Below are 21,412 nucleotides of genomic sequence, written 5' to 3' on the forward strand. Positions count from 1 at the left end.
ACGACCTCCTTGGTGGTTCGGGCGACTTCCAGCTTAGACCGCCGCGGCCCAAGGTTACAGGTGGGTTTGGCGTCGGGCGCATAACGCCTACGGCGTTATGCGCCCGACGTGACGGCCTGCCTTTCCTAAGAGCGGTCTACCGGGAGGCTCGGGAACGCAGGTACTCCACCACCTCGTCGTGGTTGCCGCGGAACTCGATGCGCGAGGCTTTGCTTTCCAACTGGTAGGCGTACATGGGGTCGTAGTATTCGCCCAGCAGCCCCTCGATCCAGCCGCGGTGCAGGTCCACGTCCAGGCCTCGTCCATGATCGCCGCCAGGCCTCCGGCGCGCCCTTCACCTCGACGAACTCGGCGCACAGGTCGATCACGTAGTCCTTGAGGATGCGTTCCACCCGGCCCTCGAAGCTGTCCTCCAGCCACACCAGCGGGTAGCCCTGCATGCCCTGGTACAGCTCCAGCGGCAGCGAGCAGCTGCCGACGATGCGCCCCTCGTCCTCCAGCACGAACTGGCTCAGGCCGGCGTGGCGCTTCTTCAGGATGTCGATGGCCAGGCGGTTCTCGAAGTCGATCTGCGCCGGCTGCGGCGTGGCCCGGCGGCCGAAGCTGGAGCCGCGGTGGTTGGCGTGGCCTTCCAGGTCCAGGGCGTTGTCCAGCTGCGCCACCACCTCGGTCTTGCCGGTGCCGGTGAGGCCGCCGATCAGCACGAAGGAACATTCCTCGGTGGCCGCGCGGGTGGTGTCGAAGAGGAAGCCGCGCAGCGCCTTGTAGCCGCCGACCACGCGCGGGTATTCGATGCCGGCGTCCTTCATCCACTGCTGGACGATCTGCGAGCGCAGGCCGCCGCGGAAGCAGTACAGGTAGCCGTCCGGGTGGCGCCGGGCGAAGTCCAGCCAGGCTTCGATGCGCTCGGCCTTGAGCGGGCCGCAGACCAGCTCGTGGCCCAGGGCGATGGCCGCCTGCTGGCCATGCTGCTTGTAGCAGGTGCCCACCTTCTGCCGCTCGACGTCATTCATCAGCGGCAGGTTCTCGGTGTGGGGGAAGGCGCCCTTGGTGTATTCCACCGGGGCGCGCACGTCCATCAGCGGGACGTCATTGAGGAAGAGTTCGCGGTAGTGCCGGGTGTTGTCGCGCATCAGGCCACCTCTACCGCGTGACTCTGTCGCTCGACCAGCTCGCCGATGGGCGCCAGTCGCAGGCCCAGTTCGGCGGCAGTGGCGAGGAATTCCGCCTCGCCCTCGGGGGCCACCGCCACCAACAGGCCGCCGCTGGTCTGCGGGTCGCACAGCAGCAGCTTGTGCAGTTCCGGCAGCGGCGCGATGCGCTCGCCGTAGCTGTCGAAGTTGCGCAGGGTGCCGCCGGGCACGCAGCCCTGCTCCAGGTAGTACTGCACGTGCTCCAGGCGCGGCACCGCGTCGAAGCGGATGCGTGCGGTCAGGCCGGCGCCATCGGCCATCTCCACCAGGTGGCCGAGCAGGCCGAAGCCGGTGACGTCGGTCATGGCCGTCACCCCGGCGAGCTTGCCGAAGCGGCTGCCGGGCTTGTTCAGGGTGCACATCCAGTCGCGGGCCAGGCCCACGTCCTCGGCGCGCAGCCTGGACTTCTTCTCGGCGGTGGTGAGGATGCCGATGCCCAGCGGCTTGGTCAGGTACAGGCGGCAGCCGGCGGTGGCAGTGTCGTTGCGCTTCATGAAGCGCTTTTCCACCAGGCCGGTGACGGCCAGGCCGAAGATCGGCTCGGGGGCGTCGATGGAGTGGCCGCCCGCCAGCGGGATGCCCGCCTCGTCGCAGACCTTGCGGCCGCCGGCGATCACCTCGCGGGCGATCTCCGGGGCCAGCACGTTGACCGGCCAGCCGAGGATGGCGATGGCCATCAGCGGGTCGCCGCCCATGGCGTAGATGTCGCTGATGGCGTTGGTGGCGGCGATGCGGCCGAAGTCGAAGGGATCGTCGACGATGGGCATGAAAAAGTCGGTGGTGGACACCACGCCGCGCTCGCCGTCGATAGCATAGACCGCAGCGTCGTCGCGCGAGGCGTTGCCGACCCACAGGTTCGGGTCCAGGTTCTGCGCGCCGCTGCCGGCCAGGATCACTTCCAGCACCTTGGGGGAAATCTTGCAGCCGCAGCCGGCACCGTGGCTGTACTGGGTCAGGCGGATGGGTTCGCTCATGTTGGCTCCGGGGCGGGAAGTCGATCGGCCGATTCTAGCAAACACCCTTGGCGCCCCGCCCTACCCGGGCGTATCGTCAGTGACATCCGGCGCCGGCCCAGGCCGCCCGCCGCGCCTTGCAATGCGTTGTTTTCAGAGGAATAACCGTCCATGTCGAAACAAGTGGCGCTGGTGCTCGGCTCCGGCGGAGCCCGGGGTTATGCGCATATCGGCGTGATCGAGGAACTGGAGCGGCGCGGCTACGAGATCGCCTGCATCGCCGGCTGCTCCATGGGCTCGGTGATCGGCGGCATCTACGCCGCCGGCAAGCTGGGGGAATACCGCGACTGGGTGGAAAGCCTGGACTACCTGGACGTGCTGCGCCTGCTGGACGTCAGCTTCCGCCTCGGCGCCATCCGCGGCGAGCGGGTGTTCGGCAAGATCCACGAGATCATCGGCGACATCAACATCGAGGACCTGCCCATCCCCTACACGGCGGTGGCCACCGACCTCACCAACCAGCAGGAAATCTGGTTCCAGGAAGGCGATCTGCACCAGGCCATGCGCGCCTCGGCGGCCATTCCCAGCCTGTTCACCCCGGTGATGCAGGGCCCGCGCATGCTGGTCGATGGTGGCCTGCTCAACCCCCTGCCGATCGTGCCGGTGGTGTCCAGCCACGCCGACCTGATCATCGCGGTGAACCTCAACGCCACCAACCAGCGCCAGTACCAGTTGCCGGTGATCGAGCGGCCGGCGGCGCTCAAGGGCCGCTTCGACAGCCTGATCGGCAGCCTCGGCGACAAGCTCAGCCGGTTCCGCCGCCACGGCCCGGAGCTGGAACCGCCGGAACTGCGCGCCGAAGCCCTGCTGGAGCCGGTGCCCGACAGCGAGGAACCGGCCGAGCCGGAGATGCAGCAGCCGGCCGCGGCGCCCCTGGGCAAGGGCTCGCCGAAGTCCGCCAGCGGCAGCCAGGTGATCGACAGCAGCAGCCCGGCCTCGTTGCTGGAGCTGGTCAACCAGAGCTTCGAGGTGATGCAGACCTCCCTGGCGCAGTACAAGATCGCCGGCTACCCGCCGGACGTGCTGATCAACGTGCCCAAGCGCGTGTGCCGCTTCTTCGAGTTCTACAAGGCGCCGGAGCTGGTGGCCCTGGGAAGGCAGATCGCCAGCGATACGCTGGACCGGTACGAGGCGGAGAATCCGTAGGACGCATAACGCCAACGGCGTTATCCGCCGATTGGCCTGGATCGGTACGAGGTGGAGAATCCGCGTCCACAGGATTGCACCGACCTTTCCACCCGCGCCGAACAGCCCCCTCTCCCGCTTGCGGGAGAGGGCTGGGGGGAGGGTGCTCTTGCTGTAGGTCCAGTGCGCGGAGTCTCCTACGTTGTTTTCTGGGTTCCCGCGTTCGCGGGACGCGGCTCCATCGCGAACAGCGCTTGCGCTGGCCCGAAGGGGAATAACCCAATAGACAGCTACTCCTACAAGGTGCAGGAAAAACACCACCGTAGGATGGGTTGAGCGAAGCGATACCCATCACCATGGCCTGATGGGTTTCGCAAGCTCAACCCATCCTACGAAGAGCGCCTCGGCGCAGTCGGTAACGTAGGAGCGAGCTTGCTCGCGAACCGCATTGCACCGTGCTACCGGCGAGTTCTGTTCGCGAGCAAGCTCGCTCCTACGAAAAGCCAAAAGCGGGACTCAGCGGGGATCAGGCATCGCGCAGGCGATAGCCGACGCCGGCCTCGGTGACGATGAAGCGCGGGTTGGCCGGGTCGTCCGCCAGTTTCTGCCGCAGGTGGCCGACCACCACGCGCAGGTAATGGGTGTCCTCGACGTGGGTCGGGCCCCAGATGTCCTTGAGCAGTTGCTGCTGGGTGACCACCCGGCCCAGGTGCCGGGCCAGGGTGGCCAGCACCGCGTATTCCTTGCGGGTGAGCGCCACCTCGGCGCCGTCGAGGCTCACCCGGCGGTAGGCGAAATCGACCAGTAGCGGCCCCACCGCCACTTGCGCTTCCTGGTTCTCGCCCTGGTGGCCCTGGCGCAGCAGCGCGCGGATGCGGGCGAGGAATTCCTGGATGCCGAAGGGCTTGGTCACGTAGTCGTTGGCGCCGCCGTCCAGGGCCAGCACCTTCTCGCTCTCGGCGGCGCGCACCGAGAGCACCAGCACCGGCACCTGCGACCATTCGCGCAACTCGCGCAGCACCTCCTGGCCGTCCTTGTCCGGCAGGCCGAGGTCGAGCACCACCAGGTCCGGGCGGTTCAGCGCCGCCTGAGCCAGGCCCTCCTCGCCGCTGCCGGCCTCCACCACCCGGTAGCCGCCGGCGTTGAGGCTGATGCGCAGGAACTTGCGGATTTGCGGTTCGTCGTCGATGACCAGGATGCAGGCGGCGTTGGCGTTGCTCATCGGGCTCGGCTGGCTGGGGGCGGTGGCGCCTAGCTTGGGCCTTTCAACTACCGGCATCAAGCTGCTCCAGGTCCGGCTGGCGCTGCAGCGGCAGGTGCAGGGTCAGGGTGGTGCCGCGGCCGTCCAGGCCATCGCCGACGCTGATGCGCCCGCCATGGGCGCCGACCATGCCCTGACAGATCGCCAGGCCCAGGCCGGTGCTCGGCCCGCCGCGGTCGCCCCTGGCGGCGCTGTAGAACATGTCGAAAATCTTCTCGCGCTCGACCTCGGGAATCCCCGGGCCTTCGTCGCTGACGCTGAACTGCAGCTCGTCGCCGACCTGCGCGGCCTGCACCCGCAGGCGCCCACCCGGCGGCGAGAAGCGCGCGGCGTTCTCCAGCACGTTGACCAGCGCCTGCTCGATCAGCGCCGCGTGCACGTACAGCAGCGGCAGTTCGGCCGGCACGCGGGTTTCCACGCGATAGGGCGCGAGCAGCGCGCGCAGGCGGTGCACGGCGCTGCCGACGATGTCCTCCGGGGCCACCCAGTCGCGCGCCAGCTTCAGCCCGCCCTGGCCCAGGCGGGTCATGTCCAGCAGGTTCTGGATGTAGCGGTCCAGGCGCTCGGCCTCGTCGCGGGTGCTTTCCAGCAGTTCCTTGCGGTCGGCCGGGGGAATCGCCTCGCCCAGCGCCAGCAGGCTGTCGATGGCGCCGCGCATGGTGGTCAGCGGGGTGCGCAGGTCGTGGCTGACCGAAGCCAGCAGAGCGCTGCGCAGTTGCTCGGTCTCGCCGTGCAGGCGCGCGGCTTCCAGGTCGTCGGCCAGGCGCGCGCGGGCCAGGGCCTGGGCCAGCGGCTGGCCGAGGGCGGCGAGCAGGCGGCGGCGCTGGCCGGGCAGCGGCTCGCCGTCCTTGGGCCGCACGCCTAGCAGCGCCAGCGGCCCCTCCTCCGCCGACAGCGGCCACCACCACCAGCGCCCCGCCGGCAATGTGCCGGTGCCCAGGCCGGCCGGCTGGTCGTGCTGCCAGGCCCAGTCGGCGGCGGCGCGCTCCTGCTCGTCGAAGCCGCGGGCGTGGCCGCTTTCCACCTTCCAGTCGTCGTGCTGGCGGGCCAGCACGCAGATGTCCAGGTCATTCCACAGGGCGAACTGCTGGGCGGCGGCGGCCAGCACCGCCTGGCGGTCGGTGGCGGCGGTGAGCTTGCGCGAGAGTTCCAGCAGCGCGCCGGTCTCCTCCTGGGTGTCGCGCAGCACTTGCAGCTGGCGGCGCTGGCGCGCGGCGAGGTTGCCGGTGAGCGCGGCCATGAGCAGGAAGAACAGCAGGGTCAGCACGTCCTGCTCGCGCTGGATGGAAAGGGAGAAGTACGGCGGGATGAACAGGAAGTCATAGGCCAGGAACGACAGCACCGCGCACACCAGCGCCGGCCACAGGCTGCTGCGCACCGCCACCAGCAGCACCGCGGCGAGGAACACCAGGGAGATGTTCGGCAGCTCCAGCAGACGCGACACGCCCCAGGCCAGGGCGCTGGCCCCGGCGGCGGCCAGGGCCGCCAGCAGGTAGTCGCGCCAGTGGCCGCGCTCGCCGCGGCGCGGGGTGGCCGGGGCCAGGTCGGCCTCGCTGTCCAGCACGCTGATTTCCAGGCCTTCGCCCAGGCGCAGCAGGCGCGCCGCCAGGCCGCCGCCGAACAGCCGGCGATACCAGCGCTGCCGCGAACGGCCGACCAGGATCAGGCTGGCGCGGCGCTCGCGGGCGTGCTCGACCAGGGTGCGCGCCACTTCCCCGCCGCGCAGCTGCACCACCTCGCCGCCCAGGCGCTCGGCCAGTTGCTGGGCGTTCTGCAGGTACAGGCGCGACTGCTCGTCGCGGGCGTCGCCGGTGTCGACGTGGACCAGGCTCCAGGGCAGGTGGCGGCGCTCGGCCACCCGCGAGGCATGGCGCACCAGGCGCTCGGCGTTGCGCTCGCCGTCCACGCCCAGCAGCAGGCGGCCGCGCAGCGCCGGGGCCTCGCCGCCCTGCTGGCGGTAGCGGTGCGCCAGGTCCGCATCCACCCGCGCGGCGGCGGTCTGCATGGCCAGTTCGCGCAGGGCGGTGAGATTGGTCTGGCTGAAGAAGGCGTCGATGGCCGCCCTCGCCTGCTCCGGCACGTAGACCTTGCCTTCGCGCAGGCGCTCCAGCAACTCGCGCGGCGGCAGGTCCACCAGCAGCAGTTCGTCGGCCTCCTGCAGCACCCAGTCGGGCACCGTTTCGCGCACCTGCACGCCGGTGATGTCGCGCACCTGGTCGTTGAGGCTTTCCAGGTGCTGGACGTTGACCGTGGTGTAGACGTCGATGCCGGCGGCGAGCAGCTCCTGGATGTCCTGCCAGCGCTTGGCGTGGCGGCTGCCGGGGGCGTTGCTGTGGGCCAGCTCGTCGACCAGGGCGAGCTGCGGCGGCTCGCGCAGCAGGCCGTCGAGGTCCATCTCGGCGAGGTGGATGCCGCGGTATTCCGAGCGCAGCAGCGGCTGCTGCGGCAGGCCGGCGAGCAGCGCCTCGGTCTCGGCGCGGCCGTGGGTCTCGACGATGCCCACGCGCAGGTTCACGCCCTGGCGCAGCTGGCCCTGGGCGGCCAGCAGCATGGCGTAGGTCTTGCCCACGCCGGGGGCGGCGCCGAGGAACACCTTGAGGCGTCCGCGGCCGTTGCGCTCCAGGTCCGCGAGCAGGGCGTCGGCGCGCTTGGGATCGGTCATGCTGGCCTCCAGAGGGTTGCGCGCAAGTCTAGCGAGGCAGTTGCTCGAGGGCCATGTTCAGGGCCAGCACGTTGACCACCGCCGGGCCCACCAGCGGCCGCCGGGTGTGCGCCTCGACCAGGTTGTGCACGGCCTGCTCCGGCAGGCTGCGGGCCTGGGCGATGCGCGGCACCTGGTAGAGCGCGGCGTCCGGCGGCAGCTGCGGGTCCAGGCCGCTGCCGGAGGTGGTGACCAGCGCCAGCGGCACCGGGCGCCCGGCCACCGCCTCGGCGGCGGCGTCCTTGGCGATGCGCTCGGCCAGCGCCGGGTTGCCCGGTGCCAGGTTGGAGGCGCTGCTGGAGACGGTGGCGTAGTCGCCGGCCGAGGGCCGTTCGTGGAACCACTGCGGGCCCTCGAACTTCTGCGCCAGCAGCGCCGAGCCGCGGACTTCGCCCTTGGCGTCGCGCACCAGGCTGCCATTGGCCTGTGCGGGGAAAGCCACCTGGGCGACGCCGGTGACCAGCAGCGGATAGGCCACGCCAGTGACCAGCGAAAGCAGGGCCAGGGAGGCGATGGCGGGGCGGATGTGATTGAGCATTTCCAGTTTCCTCGATGCGAGCTCTTCGTAGGAGCGAGCTTGCTCGCGAAGCTTTCGAACCAGGGCGGTTCGCGAGCAAGCTCGCTCCTACAGTTCGGGTAGCCCGTAGGATGGGTTGAGCGAAGCGATACCCATCGCCAAGGCCGGCAGTCCCGTTCAGACCAGGCCCAGGGCCACCAGCAACAGGTCGATGGCCTTGATGCCGATGAAGGGCGCGATGATCCCGCCCACCCCGTAGATCAGCAGGTTGCGCCGCAGCAGGTGCATGGCGTCGCTGGCCGCCACGCGCACGCCGCGCAGGGCCAGGGGGATCAGCGCGACGATGATCAGCGCGTTGAACACGATGGCCGAGAGGATGGCGCTCTGCGGGCTGGCCAGGTGCATGACGTTGAGCACCTGCAGCTGCGGGTAGATGCCGGCGAACAGCGCGGGCAGGATGGCGAAGTACTTGGCCACGTCGTTGGCCACCGAGAAGGTGGTCAGCGCGCCGCGGGTCACCAGCAGTTCCTTGCCCACCTGGACCACGTCGAGCAGCTTGGTCGGGTCGCTGTCCAGGTCCACCAGGTTCGCCGCCTCGCGGGCCGCCTGGGTGCCGTCGTTCATGGCCATGCCGACGTCCGCCTGGGCCAGCGCCGGCGCATCGTTGGCGCCATCGCCGCACATGGCGACCATGCGTCCTTCGCCCTGCTCCTGGCGGATGCGCGCCAGTTTCTTCTCCGGCGTGGCCTCGGCGATCACGTCGTCCACCCCGGCCTCGGCGGCGATGGCCGCGGCGGTCAGCGGGTTGTCGCCGGTCACCATCACGGTGCGGATGCCCATGCGGCGCAGTTCGGCGAAGCGCTCGCGGATGCCCGGCTTGACCACGTCCTTGAGGTGGATGGCGCCGAGCAGCCTGCCGTCGGCCACCACCAGCAGCGGGGTGCCGCCGCTCTGGGCGATGCGCTCGACTTCCTTGGCCAGGCTTTCCGGCATGTCGTCGCGGGCGCGGCCGATGAAGGCCAGCGCGGCGTCCACCGCGCCCTTGCGGTACACGCGGCCGTCGAGGTCAACGCCGGACAGGCGCGTCTCGGCGCTGAAGGCGATGGGCGTCAGCTGCTCGCGCGGCGGCTCCGGCAGGATGATCTGCGCGCGGAGGAACTCGACGATGGACTTGCCCTCCGGGGTGTCGTCGGCCAGCGAGGCGAGGAAGGCGCCCTCGGCCAGTTCCGGCGCGCTCACCCCGGGCGCGGCGTGCAGCGCGGCGCAGCGGCGGTTGCCGAAGGTGATGGTGCCGGTCTTGTCGAGCATCAGCACGTGCACGTCGCCGGCGGCCTCCACCGCGCGGCCGGACTTGGCGATCACGTTCAGCCGCACCAGGCGGTCCATGCCGGCGATGCCGATGGCCGAGAGCAGGCCGCCGATGGTGGTGGGGATCAGCGTCACCAGCAACGCCACCAGGAACACCAGCGGCAGGCTGCCGCCGGCGAACAGGGCGAAAGGCTTGAGCGTCACCACCACCAGCAGGAAGATCAGCGTCAGGCCGATCAGCAGGATGTCCAGGGCCACCTCGTTGGGCGTCTTCTGCCGCTTGGCGCCCTCCACCAGGGCGATCATGCGGTCGAGGGTCGACTCGCCGGGGTTGACGCTGATACGCACCAGCAGCCAGTCGGAGACCAGCCGGGTATTGCCGGTCACGGCCGAGCGGTCGCCGCCGGATTCGCGGATCACCGGCGCCGATTCGCCGGTGATGGCGGCCTCGTTGACCGCCGCCACGCCCTCGATCACCTCGCCGTCGCCGGGGATCAGCTCGCCGGCTACCACGCGCACCACGTCGCCCTTGCGCAGGCTGGTGGCCGGCACGCTTTCGTAGGCGCCGTCGACGTTCAGGCGCTGCGCCATCAGGCCCTGGGTGCCGGCCTTGAGGCTGTCGGCGCGGGCCTTGCCGCGGCCCTCGGCGAGGGCCTCGGCGAAGTTGGCGAAGAGCACGGTGAACCACAGCCAGGCGGCGATCTGCGCGGCCACTGACAGCGGCACAGCATCGCCGCCGGTGAAGCACAGCACTGTGGTGAGGATGGCGGTCAGTTCCACCACCAGCATCACCGGCGAGCGCTGCAGCTGGCGCGGGTCGAGCTTGACGAAGGCCTGCAGCAGCGCCGGCCTCCACAGCGCGGCGAAGCTCAGGCTGTGGCGTTTCTCGGGGGCGGACGTGGCGCTCTTGAGCGGCATGTCCTGGGTCTTGGCGTTCATCTATCGGCTCCTCAGAAGCCCAGGGTCAGGTGATCGGCCACCGGGCCGAGAACCAGGGTCGGCAGGAAGTTCAGGCCGCCGACCAGGAGGATGGTCGCCGCCAGCAGGCCGACGAACAGCAGGCCGTGCGTGGGGAAGCTGTTCGGCCCCACCGGCACGCGCTTCTTCGCCGCCAGGCTGCCGGCGATGGCCAGCACCGGGACGATGTAGCCGAAGCGGCCGATGAGCATGGCCAGGGCGATCATCAGGTTGTGGAACGGGGTGTTGGCGCCGAAGCCGGCGAACGCCGAACCGTTGTTCGCGGTGCCCGAGGTGTAGGCATAGAGCAACTGGCTGAAGCCGTGGGCGCCGGGGTTGCTCACCGCGCTCGCCGGGCCCGGCAGGCTGGCGGCGATGGCGCCGAGCACCAGCACGCCGACCGGCATCACCAGCAGGGTGGCGACCAGCAGGCGGACTTCACGGGCCTCCAGCTTCTTGCCCAGGTATTCCGGGGTGCGGCCGATCATCAGGCCGGCCAGGAACACCGCGACCAGGACGAACAGCAGCATGCCGTAGAGGCCGGCGCCGACGCCGCCGAAGACCACCTCGCCGAGCATCATGTTGAACATCGCCACCAGGCCGCTGAGCGGGTTGAGGCTGTCGTGCATGGCGTTCACCGAGCCGTTGGAGGCGGCCGTGGTGGTCACCGCCCAGAGTACGCTGGCGGTGGTGCCGAAGCGGCTCTCCTTGCCTTCCAGGGGCGCGCCCTGGGTGATCGGCAGGTGCGCCAGCGCCGGGTTGGGCTGGTACTCGGCCCACAGGGCGACGCCCAGGCCGACGACGAACAGCAGCAGCATGCAGCCGAGGATGGCGCGGCTCTGGCGCAGGTCCTTGACGTAGTGGCCGAAGGTGAACACCAGCGCCGCCGGGATCAGGATGATCGACGCCAGCTCGAACAGGTTGGCCCAGGCCGTGGGGTTCTCGAACGGGTGCGCCGAGTTCACGCCGAAGAAGCCGCCGCCGTTGGTGCCCAGTTGCTTGATGGCGATCTGGCTGGCCGCCGGGCCCAGCGGGATGGACTGCTCGGCGCCCTGCAGGGTGGTGGCGTGGACGTAGTCGAGGAAGGTCTGCGGCACGCCCTGCCAGACCAGCAGCAGCGCCAGGACCAGGCACAGCGGCAGCAGGCCGTAGAGGGTCGCGCGGGTCAGGTCGACCCAGAAGTTGCCGAGGTGCTGCGTGGACTTGCGGGCGATGCCGCGGGCCAGCACCACCAGCACCGCCAGGCCTACCGCCGGGCTGACGAAGTTCTGCACGGTCAGGCCGAGCATCTGGCTCAGGTAGCTCAGCGCCGCCTCGCCGCTGTAGGCCTGCCAGTTGGTGTTGGTGACGAAGCTCACCGCGGTGTTGAAGGCCAGGGTCCATTCCAGGCCCGGCAGGTGCTGCGGGTTGAGCGGCAGCGCGCCCTGGCCGACGAGGATGGCGAACAGCAGCGCAAGGCCGGCCAGGTTGAAGGCGAGCATGGCCAGGGTGTAGGTCTTCCAGTCCTGCTCGGCCCGCGGGTCGATGCCGCAGATGCGGTAGACCAGGCGCTCCACCGGCGCCAGCACCGGGCTGAGGAAGGTGCGCTCGCCCTCCATCACCTTGTAGTAGAAGCGCCCGAGCAGCGGCGCGGGCAGCAGCACCAGGGCGAAGAAGGCGGCGATCAGCAGCACGTCATGGCTGTTCATGCAGCCCCCTAGGAACGGTCGGCGCGCAGCAGCGCCACCAGCAGGTAGATGAAAAGTCCCGTGGCCAGGACCAGGGACACCCCGTCGAGCACGCTCATGTCTGTCTCTCCTTACGCAGGCGAATCCTCGCGATGGGAAAAGTCTCCGCAAAGCGGGCGTAAAGAAGCGATTGGCGGGGCTTCCGGCGGGCATAAAGAAAGCGTAAAGAAGCGCTATGGCACGGCTTTGTAAGTGCACTGATACATTGACGACACTCTGTCGATATCCGTTGCCGTCAACCTTGCCTACCGTGGCCCCCTCGTGCGACGGCGGGTTAGCATTGACCCCGCGCCCCGGGCGCTCCCAGCGACAGGTACTGCATGTTTCCCTCCAGCCCCACCTCCAGCCAAGACAGCCAGCGCCGCTGGACCATCCGCGCCCTGCTGGTGGACGACGACGAGCCGATCCGCGAACTGCTCTGCGGCTACCTGGCGCGCTTCAACATCGAGGCGCGCGGCGTGGCCGACGGCGCGGGCATGCGCCAGGCGCTGGCCGAGGAGAACTTCGACGTAGTGGTGCTGGACCTGATGCTGCCCGGCGAGGACGGCCTGTCGCTGTGCCGCTACCTGCGCAGCGAGTCGGACATCCCGATCCTCATGCTCACCGCGCGCTGCGAGCCGGCCGACCGCATCATCGGCCTGGAACTGGGCGCCGACGACTACATGGCCAAGCCCTTCGAGCCGCGCGAGCTGGTGGCGCGCATCCAGACCATCCTGCGCCGCGTGCGCGGCGACGAGGGGCGCAACGAGCCGCGCGCCCAGGTGCGTTTCGACCAGTGGCGGCTGGACAGCGTGCTGCGCCAGCTGCACTCACCGGACGGCCTGGTGGTGCCGCTATCCAACGCCGAGTTCCGCCTGCTCTGGGTGTTCCTCGAGCGCCCGCGCCGGGTGCTCAACCGCGAACTGCTGCTGGACGCCGCGCGCGGCCGCGCCATCGAGGCCTTCGACCGCAGCATCGACCTGCTGGTCTCGCGCCTGCGCCAGAAGCTCGGCGACGACCCGCGCTCGCCGCGGCTGATCAAGACCGTGCGCGGCGAAGGCTATCTGTTCGACGTCCGTGACATCGCCTGATGCCGGCCCGGCCAAGGAGGCCAGATGAAGAAGCGCTCGCTGCAGTTCGCCGACAGCCTGTTCGCCCGTCTGTTCGGGGTGTTCCTGCTGGCCATCGTGGTCGCGCACCTGCTGGCCTTCGTCTGGTTCAGCCACTTCCGCCATCCCGGCCCGCCGCCACCGCCGCCACCGCCCCATGAGCAGTTCGAGGGACACATGGTCGGCCCGCCGCCGCCCCCGCCGCCGCGGCTGCCGTTCTGGAGCATGCCCTTCCTGTTCCAGTTGCTCGCCCTGGTCGGCGCCGCCTGGTTCGGCGCGCGCCTGCTCGCCAGCCCGGTGGAGCGCCTGGGCAATGCCGCGCTGCAGCTGAGCGAGGACCTGGACAGCCCGCCGCTGCCGGAAACCGGGCCGCAGGAGGCGCAGCGCGCGGCACAGGCCTTCAACCGCATGCGCGAGCGCATCCGCGAGCAGGTGCAGCAGCGCGGCCGCATGCTGGTGGCGGTGTCCCACGACCTGCGCACGCCGCTGTCGCGCCTGAAGCTGCGTGTGGAGGAGATCGACAACCCGCAGCTGCGCGCGCGCTTCGCTCAGGACCTGGGCGAAATGATCGGCATGCTCGACTCCACCCTGCACTACCTGCACCAGGAGCGTACCAGCGAGGCGCTGCAGTGGTTCGACGTCAACGCCCTGGTCGAATCGCTGGCCGAGGACGCCTGTGAGCACGGCGCCCGCGTCAGCGTCGAAGGCCAGTGCGCGCCGCTGAAGGTGCAGCCGCTGGCCCTGCGCTCGTGCCTGTCGAACCTGCTGGACAACGCCCTGCGCTATGCCGGCGAGGTGCAACTGATACTGCGCGACAGCGGCCAGCAGGTGGAAATCCTCGTCCGCGACCACGGCCCGGGCATCCCCGCGCAGATGCGCGAGCAGGTATTCGAGCCCTACTTCCGCCTGGAAGGCTCGCGCAACCGCAACTCCGGCGGCGTCGGCCTGGGCCTGGCCATCGCCCGCGAGGCGGCGCGGCGCCACGGCGGCGACCTGCACTTCGAGGAAACCCCCGGCGGCGGCGCCACCGCGGTGCTGCGCCTGCCGCGCGCCTGAGGCTTTGTCGGCCGCCGCATACAAAGCGCACATACCGCCGACAAGGCACCCATCGAACCTGCCAGGACCGGAACTCCAGTTCCGGACCTATAACCTCATGGAGGCAGTCCGATGATCAGCGGAGTCAGCAGCTACAGCAGCTATTACAGCAGCGCCGCGCTCGCCAGCACCCAGCGCAGCGCCAGCAGCTCCAGCACTACAACCAGCACCAGCGGCAGCAGCGACAAGGCGCAGAAATTCGCCGCCGACCTGTTCAAGTCCCTCGACAGCGACGGTGACGGCAGCGTCAGCTCCAGCGAGCTGGACAGCGCGCTATCCGCCTCCGGCAGCGACAGCGACAGCGGCGACATCGACATCGACTCGCTGCTGGCCCAGCTGGACAGCGACGGCAGCGGCGGCATCAGCCAGGACGAACTGAGCAGCGCCCTGCAACAGGCCCAGGGCGACATGCCGCCGCCTCCGCCGCCGCCCTCCTCCGACCAGGCCGCCAGCGACCTGCTGTCGTCCCTGGACAGCGATGGCGACGGCAGCATCAGCAGCGACGAACTCAGCGCCGCCAGCGCCTCCGGCACCGACAGCAGCGAGCTGTTCAGCGCCCTGGACAGCGACGGCAACGGCAGCATCAGCCAGGACGAACTGAGCAGCGCCCTGCAGCAGGCCCAGGGCGACATGCCGCCGCCCCCGCCGCCCGCTTCCGGGGAAACCGACAGCAGCCTGGCCAGCAGCACCAGCAGCGACGCATCCAGCACCAACAGCGGCTCGGCCGGCGCCGAAGCCGTGCAGCAGATGCTCGCCATGCTGGCCAGGCACTACCAGGACAGCAGCGCCGCCAGCTACCAGAACACCAGCGGCAGCCTGCTCAATATCGCTGCCTGAGCCTCCTGCCGGCTGCGCCGGGATGCTCTTCGCAGGATGGGTTGAGCTTGCGATACCCATCGGGCAATGGCGATGGGTATCGCTTCGCTCAACACCATCCTACGGGTGCCGGGATGCTCCCGTAGGGCGCATAACGCCTACGGCGTTATCCGCCGTTCTCATCGGGCACCGGAAGGTTCGGCGTAACCCTGTAGGAGCAGCTGTCTTGCCAACTGCGCCGAGATGCTTTTCGTAGGATGGGTTGAGCTTGCGAAACCCATCGGACCATGGCGATGGGTATCGCTTCGCTCAACACCATCCTACGGGTGCCGGGATGCTCCCGTAGGGCGCATAACGCCTACGGCGTTATCCGCCGTTTTCATCGGGCGCCGGAGGTTCGGCGTAACCCTGTAGGGGCAGTTGTCTTGCCAACCGCGCCGAGATGCTTTTCGTAGGATGGGTTGAGCTTGCGATACCCATCGGACCATGGTGATGGGTATCGCTTCGCTCAACACCATCCTACGGGGTGTTGTGCTTGCCGGACTCCGTCCGCGATTTCGCGTGCAGTGCGCGCTCCGACAGGGGGACGATCCGCGCCTTGCCAGCCCCCCCACCGCTGCAGTAGCCTGTCCGGCCTAATCATCCGATGATTGGATGTCTATATGGCCAATCCCCTCAAACGCTCCCTGGTCGACATCGCCCTGGAGCAGATCCGCCAGCGCATCGACAGCGGCGCCTGGGCCCTCGGCCAGCGCCTGCCGCCGGAACCGGAGCTGGCGGAAATTCTCGGCATGAGCCGCAACACCGTGCGCGAGGCGGTGCGCGTGCTGACCTTCTCCGGCGTGCTGGAAGTGCGCCAGGGCGACGGCACCTACGTGCGCGCCTGCGCCGACCCGCTGGACACCATGCTGGCCCTGGCCCGCGGCTCCATCGAACAGGCCCTGGAAGCGCGCGGGGTGATCGAGGTCGAGGCCGCGCGCCTGGCCGCCCTGCGCCGCAGCGACGCCGACCTGGCCGCCCTGCGCCAGGCCCTGGCGCTCAGCGCGCAGCACTTCGGCGGCGACCTTCAGGCCTACGTCGAGCACGACCTGGCCTTCCACCAGCGCGTGGTGGACAGCGCCCACAACCCGCTGCTGAGCGAGCTGTACCGCTACTTCTCCCAGGTCATCCGCGCCGGCCTGCAACACACCATCAGCGAACCCGGCCGCCCGCAGCCGGCCTTCGAGCTGCACCGGCAACTGCTGGACGCCCTGGAGCGCCAGGACGCCGAGGCGGCCGCGGCCGCCAACCGCGCGCTGCTGATCTGACTTCCCTTCCCACTGCCTTGCGATCGCCACCATGCCCCAACAACATCACGCCGACGAACTGCTGATCGACGCCGAGATCGACGAAGCCCCCGCCCCTACACCCGCACCGGTGCGGCCCTGGCTGCTGTTGCTCGGCCTGGTGCTGGTGGCGCTGAACCTGCGCCCGGCGCTGTCGAGCCTGGCGCCGCTGCTGAACACAGTGCGCGAGCACACCGGCCTGTCAGCCGCAGCCGCGGGCCTGCTGACCACCCTTCCGGTGCTCTGCCTGGGCCTGTTCGCCCCGCTGGCGCCCCGCCTGGCACGGCGCCTGGGGGCCGAGCGGGCGGTGCTGGCGATCCTCCTGCTGCTGGCCGCCGGCATCGTCCTGCGCAGCCTGTTCCCCATCGCCGGGCTGTTCCTCGGCAGCCTGGTGGCCGGCGCCAGCATCGGCATCATCGGCGTGCTGCTGCCGGGCATCGTCAAGCGCGACTTCCCGCACATCGCCGGGATCATGACCGGCGTCTACACCATGGCCCTGTGCCTGGGCGCGGCCCTGGCCGCCGGGGCCAGCGTGCCCCTGGCCGAACTGTTCGGCGACGCCTGGCAGCCGGCCCTCGCTGCCTGGGCCCTGCCGGCGGTGCTCGCCGCGCTGGTCTGGCTGCCGCAGACGCGCCAGGCCCAGCACGCCCACCGCCAGGCCTTCCAGGTCCGCGGCCTGTGGCGCGATCCGCTGGCCTGGCAGGTGACCCTGTACATGGGCCTGCAGTCGTCGCTGGCCTACATCGTGTTCGGCTGGCTGCCGTCGATCCTCATCGACCGCGGCCTGAGCCCGACGGCCGCCGGGCTGATGATGTCCGGCTCGGTGATGGTGCAGCTGCTCAGCGCCCTGGGCGCGCCCTGGTTCGGCACCCGCGGGCGCGACCAGCGCCTGGTGGTGTTCCTGGTCCTGGCGCTGACCCTCGCCGGCCTGCTCGGCCTGCTCTATGCGCCCGGCGGCAGCCTGTGGCTGTGGGCGGTGGTGCTCGGCCTGGGCCAGGGCGGCACCTTCAGCATCGGCCTGGCGCTGATCGTGCTGCGCTCGCCCGACGCCCACGTCGCCTCGCACCTGTCCGGCATGGCCCAGGGCGTGGGCTACACCCTGGCGGCCCTGGGGCCCTTCCTGGTCGGCCTGGTGCACGATCTGAGCGACGGCTGGAATGCGGTGGGCGTCATCTTCATCGCCATCAGCCTGGGCGCGCTGGTGGCCGGCCTGGGCGCCGGCCGCGACCGCCTGGTCGGCGTGCGCAGCGAGGCGCTTTCGTAGGGCTTCGCTGCATGGGCCAACGGCGCCAGGGAAGCACGGTCGTAGGAGCGGACCTTGTCCGCGATAGCCGGACATGCCGGCGCGATTCGCGGATGACCCACCCACGCCATCCCCCTGTAGGAGCGCGCCCTGCGCGCGAATCGCAGGCAGGGCCTGCTCCTACAGGTTTCTGCACAGCTGGCCTAGGGCGCCTTGTCCCCCGGGCCGCCCGGCGGCAGGGTGCCGCGCTTGGGGCTCTCGATCCAGTCGTTGACCAGGTTGTAGACCACTGCCAGCAGCACCGGGCCGAGGAACAGGCCGATGAAGCCGAAGCTGAGCAGCCCACCGAGCACGCCGAGCAACACCACCACCAGCGGCAGGTTGCCGCCGCGGCTGATCAGGTAGGGCTTGAGGATGTTGTCCACGCCGCTGATGACGAAGAAGCCCCAGATGCCCAGGAACACCCCGTAGCCGTACTCGCCCTGGAAGAACAGCCAGACGGTGGCCGGCCCCCAGACCAGCGGCGGGACCATCAGCAGGCTGCAGACGAAGGTCAGCAGGCCGAGCAGGATCGGGCCGGGCACCCCGGCGATGCTGAAGCCGATGAAGGCCAGCACTGCCTGGGCCGCCGCGGTGCCGATCACGCCGTTGACCACCCGCTGCACGGTGCCGGCGATGAGCTCCATGTAGTGCTCGGCGCGCGGGCCGATCAGGCGCTCCAGCATCTGGTAGGCGAAGGCCTCCAGGCGCTTGCCGTCGCGGTAGAAGAAGAAGATCAGCACCAGGCTCAGGACCAGCTCGAAGATGCCCCCGGCCAGCTTGGCCGAACGCGCCAGCAGCCAGTTGCCGACCTCGCCCATGTAGGGCTTGAGCGCGGAGAAGATGGCCACCCCCTGCTGGTCGATGGAGTACCACCAGCCGATCAGCCGGTCGCCGATCAGCGGGGTGCGCGCCAGCCAGCTCGGCGGCGGCGGCAGGCCGGAGACCTGCAGGTTCTTCACCAGCTCGACGCCGGCGCGCAGCTTGTCCGCCAGGCCGAAGCCCAGGCCCAGCAGCGGCAGCGCCACCACGATGATCCAGAAAGCGGTCAGCACGCCCGCCGCCAGGGCCTCGCGGCCGCCCAGCAGGCGCGTCAGCAGGCGCATCAGCGGCCAGCTGGCGAAGGCCAGCACGGCGGCCCAGAACAGCGCCGTCCAGAACGGCGCCAGCACCCACAGGGTGGCGACCAGCAGGACCACCAGGAGGATGCGCAACAGCAGGTTATCGAACATCGGGGCCGGACTCCTTCTCGGTACGGCGACGGCAGCCGGGCACAGGGCGCGCCCAGCTTCAGCGTAGGCGAATCAGCGTAGCCAGGTCAGGTGCAGCCCGTCCCCTTCGCCGCTGCCCAGCTCCAGGCGGGCATCGCGCACGCCCTGACCGGCCAGGGCGCTGCGCCAGTCGGCGGCGTGGGCGCCAGCCAGCTCGACGCGCACGCCGGTGTCCTGGCGCAGGGTGCGCACCAGCAGGTCGAGCCAGGCGCCGCCGGGCTCGGCGGGCACGTGGCTGAGGGTCAGCTCGCCGTTGGCCTTGAGCAGGCGCATCAGGGTGGCGGCGCTGGGCAGCAGTTCGCCCAGGGCGCTGCCGGCGTCCAGTTGCTCGGCGTGCAGGTAGGCGCGGCGGTTGCCGCGGGTGATGGCGTAGACCGCCAGCAGGCTGTCCTGCTGCGGCGCGGCTAGGCGCACCAGCAGGTAGGCCTGCTGGTCGTCCGGGCCGTAGAGGCTGGATTTGCCGAACACCGCGTTGGCCAGCAGGCTGCTGGAGCCGCAGTCGCGGCCCTCGCACCAGAACAGCGGGGTGGCGTCGGCCTTGAGCAGGTCCTTGCGCGCGGCGGCGAAGGCGCTGGCGCTGGAGTCCTCGTCGGGCAGGCGGTAGGTCAGCGCGGTGAGCTGGCCGAGGGCGCGCGCCTCGCCCTCCATGCGCAGGCGCCCGCTGATGCGGCTGATCGGCCCCAGCGGGTAGACGCGCTCGGTGGCGGGGGCGCTGGTGAAATCGACGATCTCCGCCCTCGGGAAACGGGGCAGCACGTCAAGGTCGTGGCTGTCGGGAACGTCGGCGGCGAAGGCACTGGCCGCGAGCAGCGTGCCCACCAGGGGCAGCAGGGAAAGGCGAGGCATGTCAGGCGTCGCACCTCCGTTGCGCACGCCGCGGGGCATGCGCGCCCGGGCCGCTGGAATCCTTGGGGCCGCCCGGCATGGCGGTGGCGAAGAGCTGAATCATGCAGAATCTCCCGACTGCGATCCATGCAGCGTCGTGGCAAGCCCCGCTTTAGTCAAGCGGGGTGCGGCAACGGGGTGTTTCCCCGCGCCTACTCTCCCAGGAACGGCTGGAAGATCGCCGCCACCGCCTGCGCCCCCGCTTCGTCGTCCAGGTGCAGGTGATGGCCGCCGGGCAGCTCGTGGACGTCGAAGGGGCGCCCGTCGATCAGCTTGCGGATGCCCGGCTCGGCAGAGAGCATGCCGCCCTGGGCCAGCACCAGGCTGACCGGGCACTGCACGGCCTGGGCGAAGCTCGCGGCGTGGGCGCGGGTGAAGCGCAGCGGCGAAGGCAGGGTCAGGCGCGCATCGCTGCGCCAGGTGAAACCGCCGGGCACCGGCATCAGGCCGCGCCGGGCCAGCAGTTCGGCGGCTTCGCGGCTGACCGCGCCGACGCCCTTCATGCGTGCCTCCACCGCGCGGTCGATGGCTTCGTACACCGGCTTGCGCTTGTTCGGCAGCGCCAGTTGCGCCTTCAGCGCCTCGCCCAGCTTGGCCGGCGCGCTGTCGGCCTCGCCGGTGTAGGGCACCAGGCCGTCGATCAGCGCCAGGCGCTCGATGCGCTCGGGCATGGCGCCGGCCAGCAGCACCGAGACGATGGCGCCCATGGAGTGCCCGAGCAGCGAGAAGCGCTCCCAGCCCAGTTGCTCGGCCACCGCCAGCACGTCGTAGGCGTAGTCCCATAGCAGGTAGCTGGCCCCGGGGGCGCGGTGCGCCGAGTGGCCGTGGCCGGCGAAGTCCAGGGCGACGATGCGCAACCCGTCCAGCTTCGGCGCCAGGCGCGCGAAGCTCATGGCGTTGTCCAGCCAGCCGTGCAGGGCCAGCACCGGCTTGCCGTCCTCCGGGCCGAACAGGTGCGCGGCCAGTTCGATGTGCGGAAGGTTCAGGCGGATCTCTTCGACCTGGGCGCTCATGGGCGGGAATTCTCCTGTTCGGCGCGGCGCTGCCAGCGCTCGACTACCTGCTTGATCAGTTCGGCGGTGTCGCGCGGGCGCTCCAGCGGGAACATGTGCCCACCGGGCAGCGACAGGGCTTCGCCCTGGGGCGCCAGGCGCACCGCGCGGGCATGGTGCGGCAGCACCACCCGGCTGTGGCGGCCGCGCACCAGCGCCAGCGGCACCGCCAGGCGCCGCGGGCTGCCCGGCGCGGCATGGGGCACGTTGCGGTAGATGCTGATCTCGGTGGCCGGGTCGAACTTCAGGCGCAGGCCCTGGCCGCTCGCGGCCAGGCCGTGGCGCACGTAGTCCGCCAGGCAGTCCGGGTCGAAACGGCGGAACAGCGACTTGCCGCCGAAGTAGCGCAGCGCCTCGTCGAAGTCGGCGAACGCCTCGCGCCGCCCCAGGGTGCGCCCGGCCGGGGTGATGCGGTCGATGAAGCCGAAGCGCTTGGCGGCGCGGATCACCCACTGGTCGGCGAAGGTCAGGGTCGGCGAGTCGAGCATCAGCACGCCGCGGTACAGCTCCGGGCGACGCAGCGCGGCATGGTAGTGCAGCAGGCCGCCGAGGGAATGGCCGACGCCCCACACCGGCGCGCCCTGGGCCTCCAGGTGGAACAGCAGTTCGTCCACCAGGTTCGCCCAGTTGGCGTTCACCGGGAAGCGCGGGTCGTGGCCGTGCATGTCCAGGTGGCGCACCTCGAATTCCGGCGCCAGGGCCTGGAACAGCTTGCCGTAGGTGGCCGAGGGGAAGCCGTTGGCGTGGGCGAAGAAGATCGCGTGGGACATGCCGGTGACCGCAGTGCTGATGACTG

General features: G+C 70.3%; 17 protein-coding genes and 1 pseudogene. 6 read left to right on the plus strand and 12 right to left on the minus strand.

Features of this window, described 5'->3' with window-relative positions; all coding sequences use genetic code 11:
• Positions 1-136: 136 nt before the first annotated feature.
• Both mnmH and selD read right to left on the minus strand, forming a co-directional pair.
• Positions 137-1,133 (minus strand): annotated as a pseudogene (gene mnmH / locus IG194_RS01910) (tRNA 2-selenouridine(34) synthase MnmH).
• Entirely contained in the window at positions 1,133-2,167 is a 1,035-nt protein-coding gene (gene selD, locus IG194_RS01915) for a selenide, water dikinase SelD (RefSeq protein ID WP_043314268.1), read from the minus strand. The pseudogene mnmH and the gene selD overlap by 1 nt, the downstream one beginning before the upstream one ends.
• Before the next feature lie 150 nt (positions 2,168-2,317).
• Here selD and IG194_RS01920 point away from each other — a divergent pair, with 150 nt between their 5' ends.
• Positions 2,318-3,352, plus strand: a complete 1,035-nt coding sequence (locus IG194_RS01920; protein ID WP_009618585.1) for a patatin-like phospholipase family protein — start codon at positions 2,318-2,320, stop codon at positions 3,350-3,352.
• 505 nt (positions 3,353-3,857) lie between these two features.
• Here IG194_RS01920 and IG194_RS01925 read toward each other — a convergent pair.
• The 6 genes from IG194_RS01925 to kdpF all read right to left on the minus strand — a co-directional run bounded on the left by IG194_RS01925 (position 3,858) and on the right by kdpF (position 11,861).
• On the minus strand, positions 3,858-4,553 hold the full coding sequence (locus tag IG194_RS01925) for a response regulator (RefSeq protein ID WP_058072315.1): 696 nt from the start codon (positions 4,551-4,553) through the stop codon (positions 3,858-3,860).
• Positions 4,554-4,596: 43 nt separating this feature from the next.
• Positions 4,597-7,254, minus strand: coding sequence for a sensor histidine kinase (locus IG194_RS01930; protein ID WP_058490255.1), 2,658 nt, complete (start codon positions 7,252-7,254; stop codon positions 4,597-4,599).
• 28 nt (positions 7,255-7,282) lie between these two features.
• A complete protein-coding gene (gene kdpC / locus IG194_RS01935) occupies positions 7,283-7,831 on the minus strand; it encodes a potassium-transporting ATPase subunit KdpC (RefSeq protein ID WP_009618579.1) in 549 nt (182 codons plus the stop codon).
• 156 nt (positions 7,832-7,987) lie between these two features.
• Positions 7,988-10,057, minus strand: coding sequence for a potassium-transporting ATPase subunit KdpB (gene kdpB / locus IG194_RS01940; protein WP_058490256.1), 2,070 nt, complete (start codon positions 10,055-10,057; stop codon positions 7,988-7,990).
• Positions 10,058-10,068: 11 nt separating this feature from the next.
• Entirely contained in the window at positions 10,069-11,763 is a 1,695-nt protein-coding gene (kdpA, locus tag IG194_RS01945) for a potassium-transporting ATPase subunit KdpA (protein WP_058490257.1), read from the minus strand.
• Positions 11,764-11,771: 8 nt separating this feature from the next.
• Positions 11,772-11,861 carry a K(+)-transporting ATPase subunit F gene (gene kdpF / locus IG194_RS01950; RefSeq protein ID WP_009618573.1) on the minus strand — a complete coding sequence of 30 codons (90 nt, stop codon included), beginning with the start codon at positions 11,859-11,861 and terminating at the stop codon, positions 11,772-11,774.
• 261 nt (positions 11,862-12,122) lie between these two features.
• On the opposite strand from kdpF, the gene IG194_RS01955 reads away from it, so the two are divergent.
• From IG194_RS01955 to IG194_RS01975, 5 genes are all read left to right on the plus strand, one after another.
• Entirely contained in the window at positions 12,123-12,872 is a 750-nt protein-coding gene (locus IG194_RS01955) for a response regulator (protein ID WP_043272178.1), read from the plus strand.
• Between the two features lie 24 nt (positions 12,873-12,896).
• Positions 12,897-13,946, plus strand: coding sequence for a sensor histidine kinase (locus tag IG194_RS01960; protein ID WP_043272179.1), 1,050 nt, complete (start codon positions 12,897-12,899; stop codon positions 13,944-13,946).
• A 111-nt stretch (positions 13,947-14,057) separates the two neighbouring features.
• Complete coding sequence (xopAW, locus tag IG194_RS01965) at positions 14,058-14,822, plus strand: EF-hand domain-containing protein (RefSeq protein ID WP_058490258.1); 765 nt, start codon at positions 14,058-14,060, stop codon at positions 14,820-14,822.
• A 641-nt stretch (positions 14,823-15,463) separates the two neighbouring features.
• Positions 15,464-16,108 carry a FadR/GntR family transcriptional regulator gene (locus IG194_RS01970; protein WP_043272180.1) on the plus strand — a complete coding sequence of 215 codons (645 nt, stop codon included), beginning with the start codon at positions 15,464-15,466 and terminating at the stop codon, positions 16,106-16,108.
• A 31-nt stretch (positions 16,109-16,139) separates the two neighbouring features.
• On the plus strand, positions 16,140-17,390 hold the full coding sequence (locus IG194_RS01975; protein WP_058490259.1) for a CynX/NimT family MFS transporter: 1,251 nt from the start codon (positions 16,140-16,142) through the stop codon (positions 17,388-17,390).
• Positions 17,391-17,572: 182 nt separating this feature from the next.
• Here the strand turns inward: IG194_RS01975 and IG194_RS01980 are convergent, their stop codons facing one another.
• From IG194_RS01980 to IG194_RS01995, 4 genes are all read right to left on the minus strand, one after another.
• Positions 17,573-18,640, minus strand: a complete 1,068-nt coding sequence (locus tag IG194_RS01980) for an AI-2E family transporter (protein WP_009618560.1) — start codon at positions 18,638-18,640, stop codon at positions 17,573-17,575.
• 72 nt (positions 18,641-18,712) lie between these two features.
• Positions 18,713-19,525, minus strand: coding sequence for a DUF4892 domain-containing protein (locus tag IG194_RS01985; protein ID WP_058490260.1), 813 nt, complete (start codon positions 19,523-19,525; stop codon positions 18,713-18,715).
• A gap of 191 nt (positions 19,526-19,716) precedes the next feature.
• Positions 19,717-20,577, minus strand: a complete 861-nt coding sequence (locus IG194_RS01990; RefSeq protein WP_058490261.1) for an alpha/beta fold hydrolase — start codon at positions 20,575-20,577, stop codon at positions 19,717-19,719.
• Positions 20,574-21,386, minus strand: a complete 813-nt coding sequence (locus tag IG194_RS01995) for an alpha/beta fold hydrolase (RefSeq protein ID WP_024128626.1) — start codon at positions 21,384-21,386, stop codon at positions 20,574-20,576. The genes IG194_RS01990 and IG194_RS01995 overlap by 4 nt, the downstream gene beginning before the upstream one ends.
• Between the last annotated feature and the right edge of the window lie 26 nt (positions 21,387-21,412).

This window comes from Pseudomonas sp. ADPe, assembly GCF_014843515.1.
GTDB classification, from domain to species: Bacteria; Pseudomonadota; Gammaproteobacteria; order Pseudomonadales; family Pseudomonadaceae; genus Pseudomonas; species Pseudomonas citronellolis.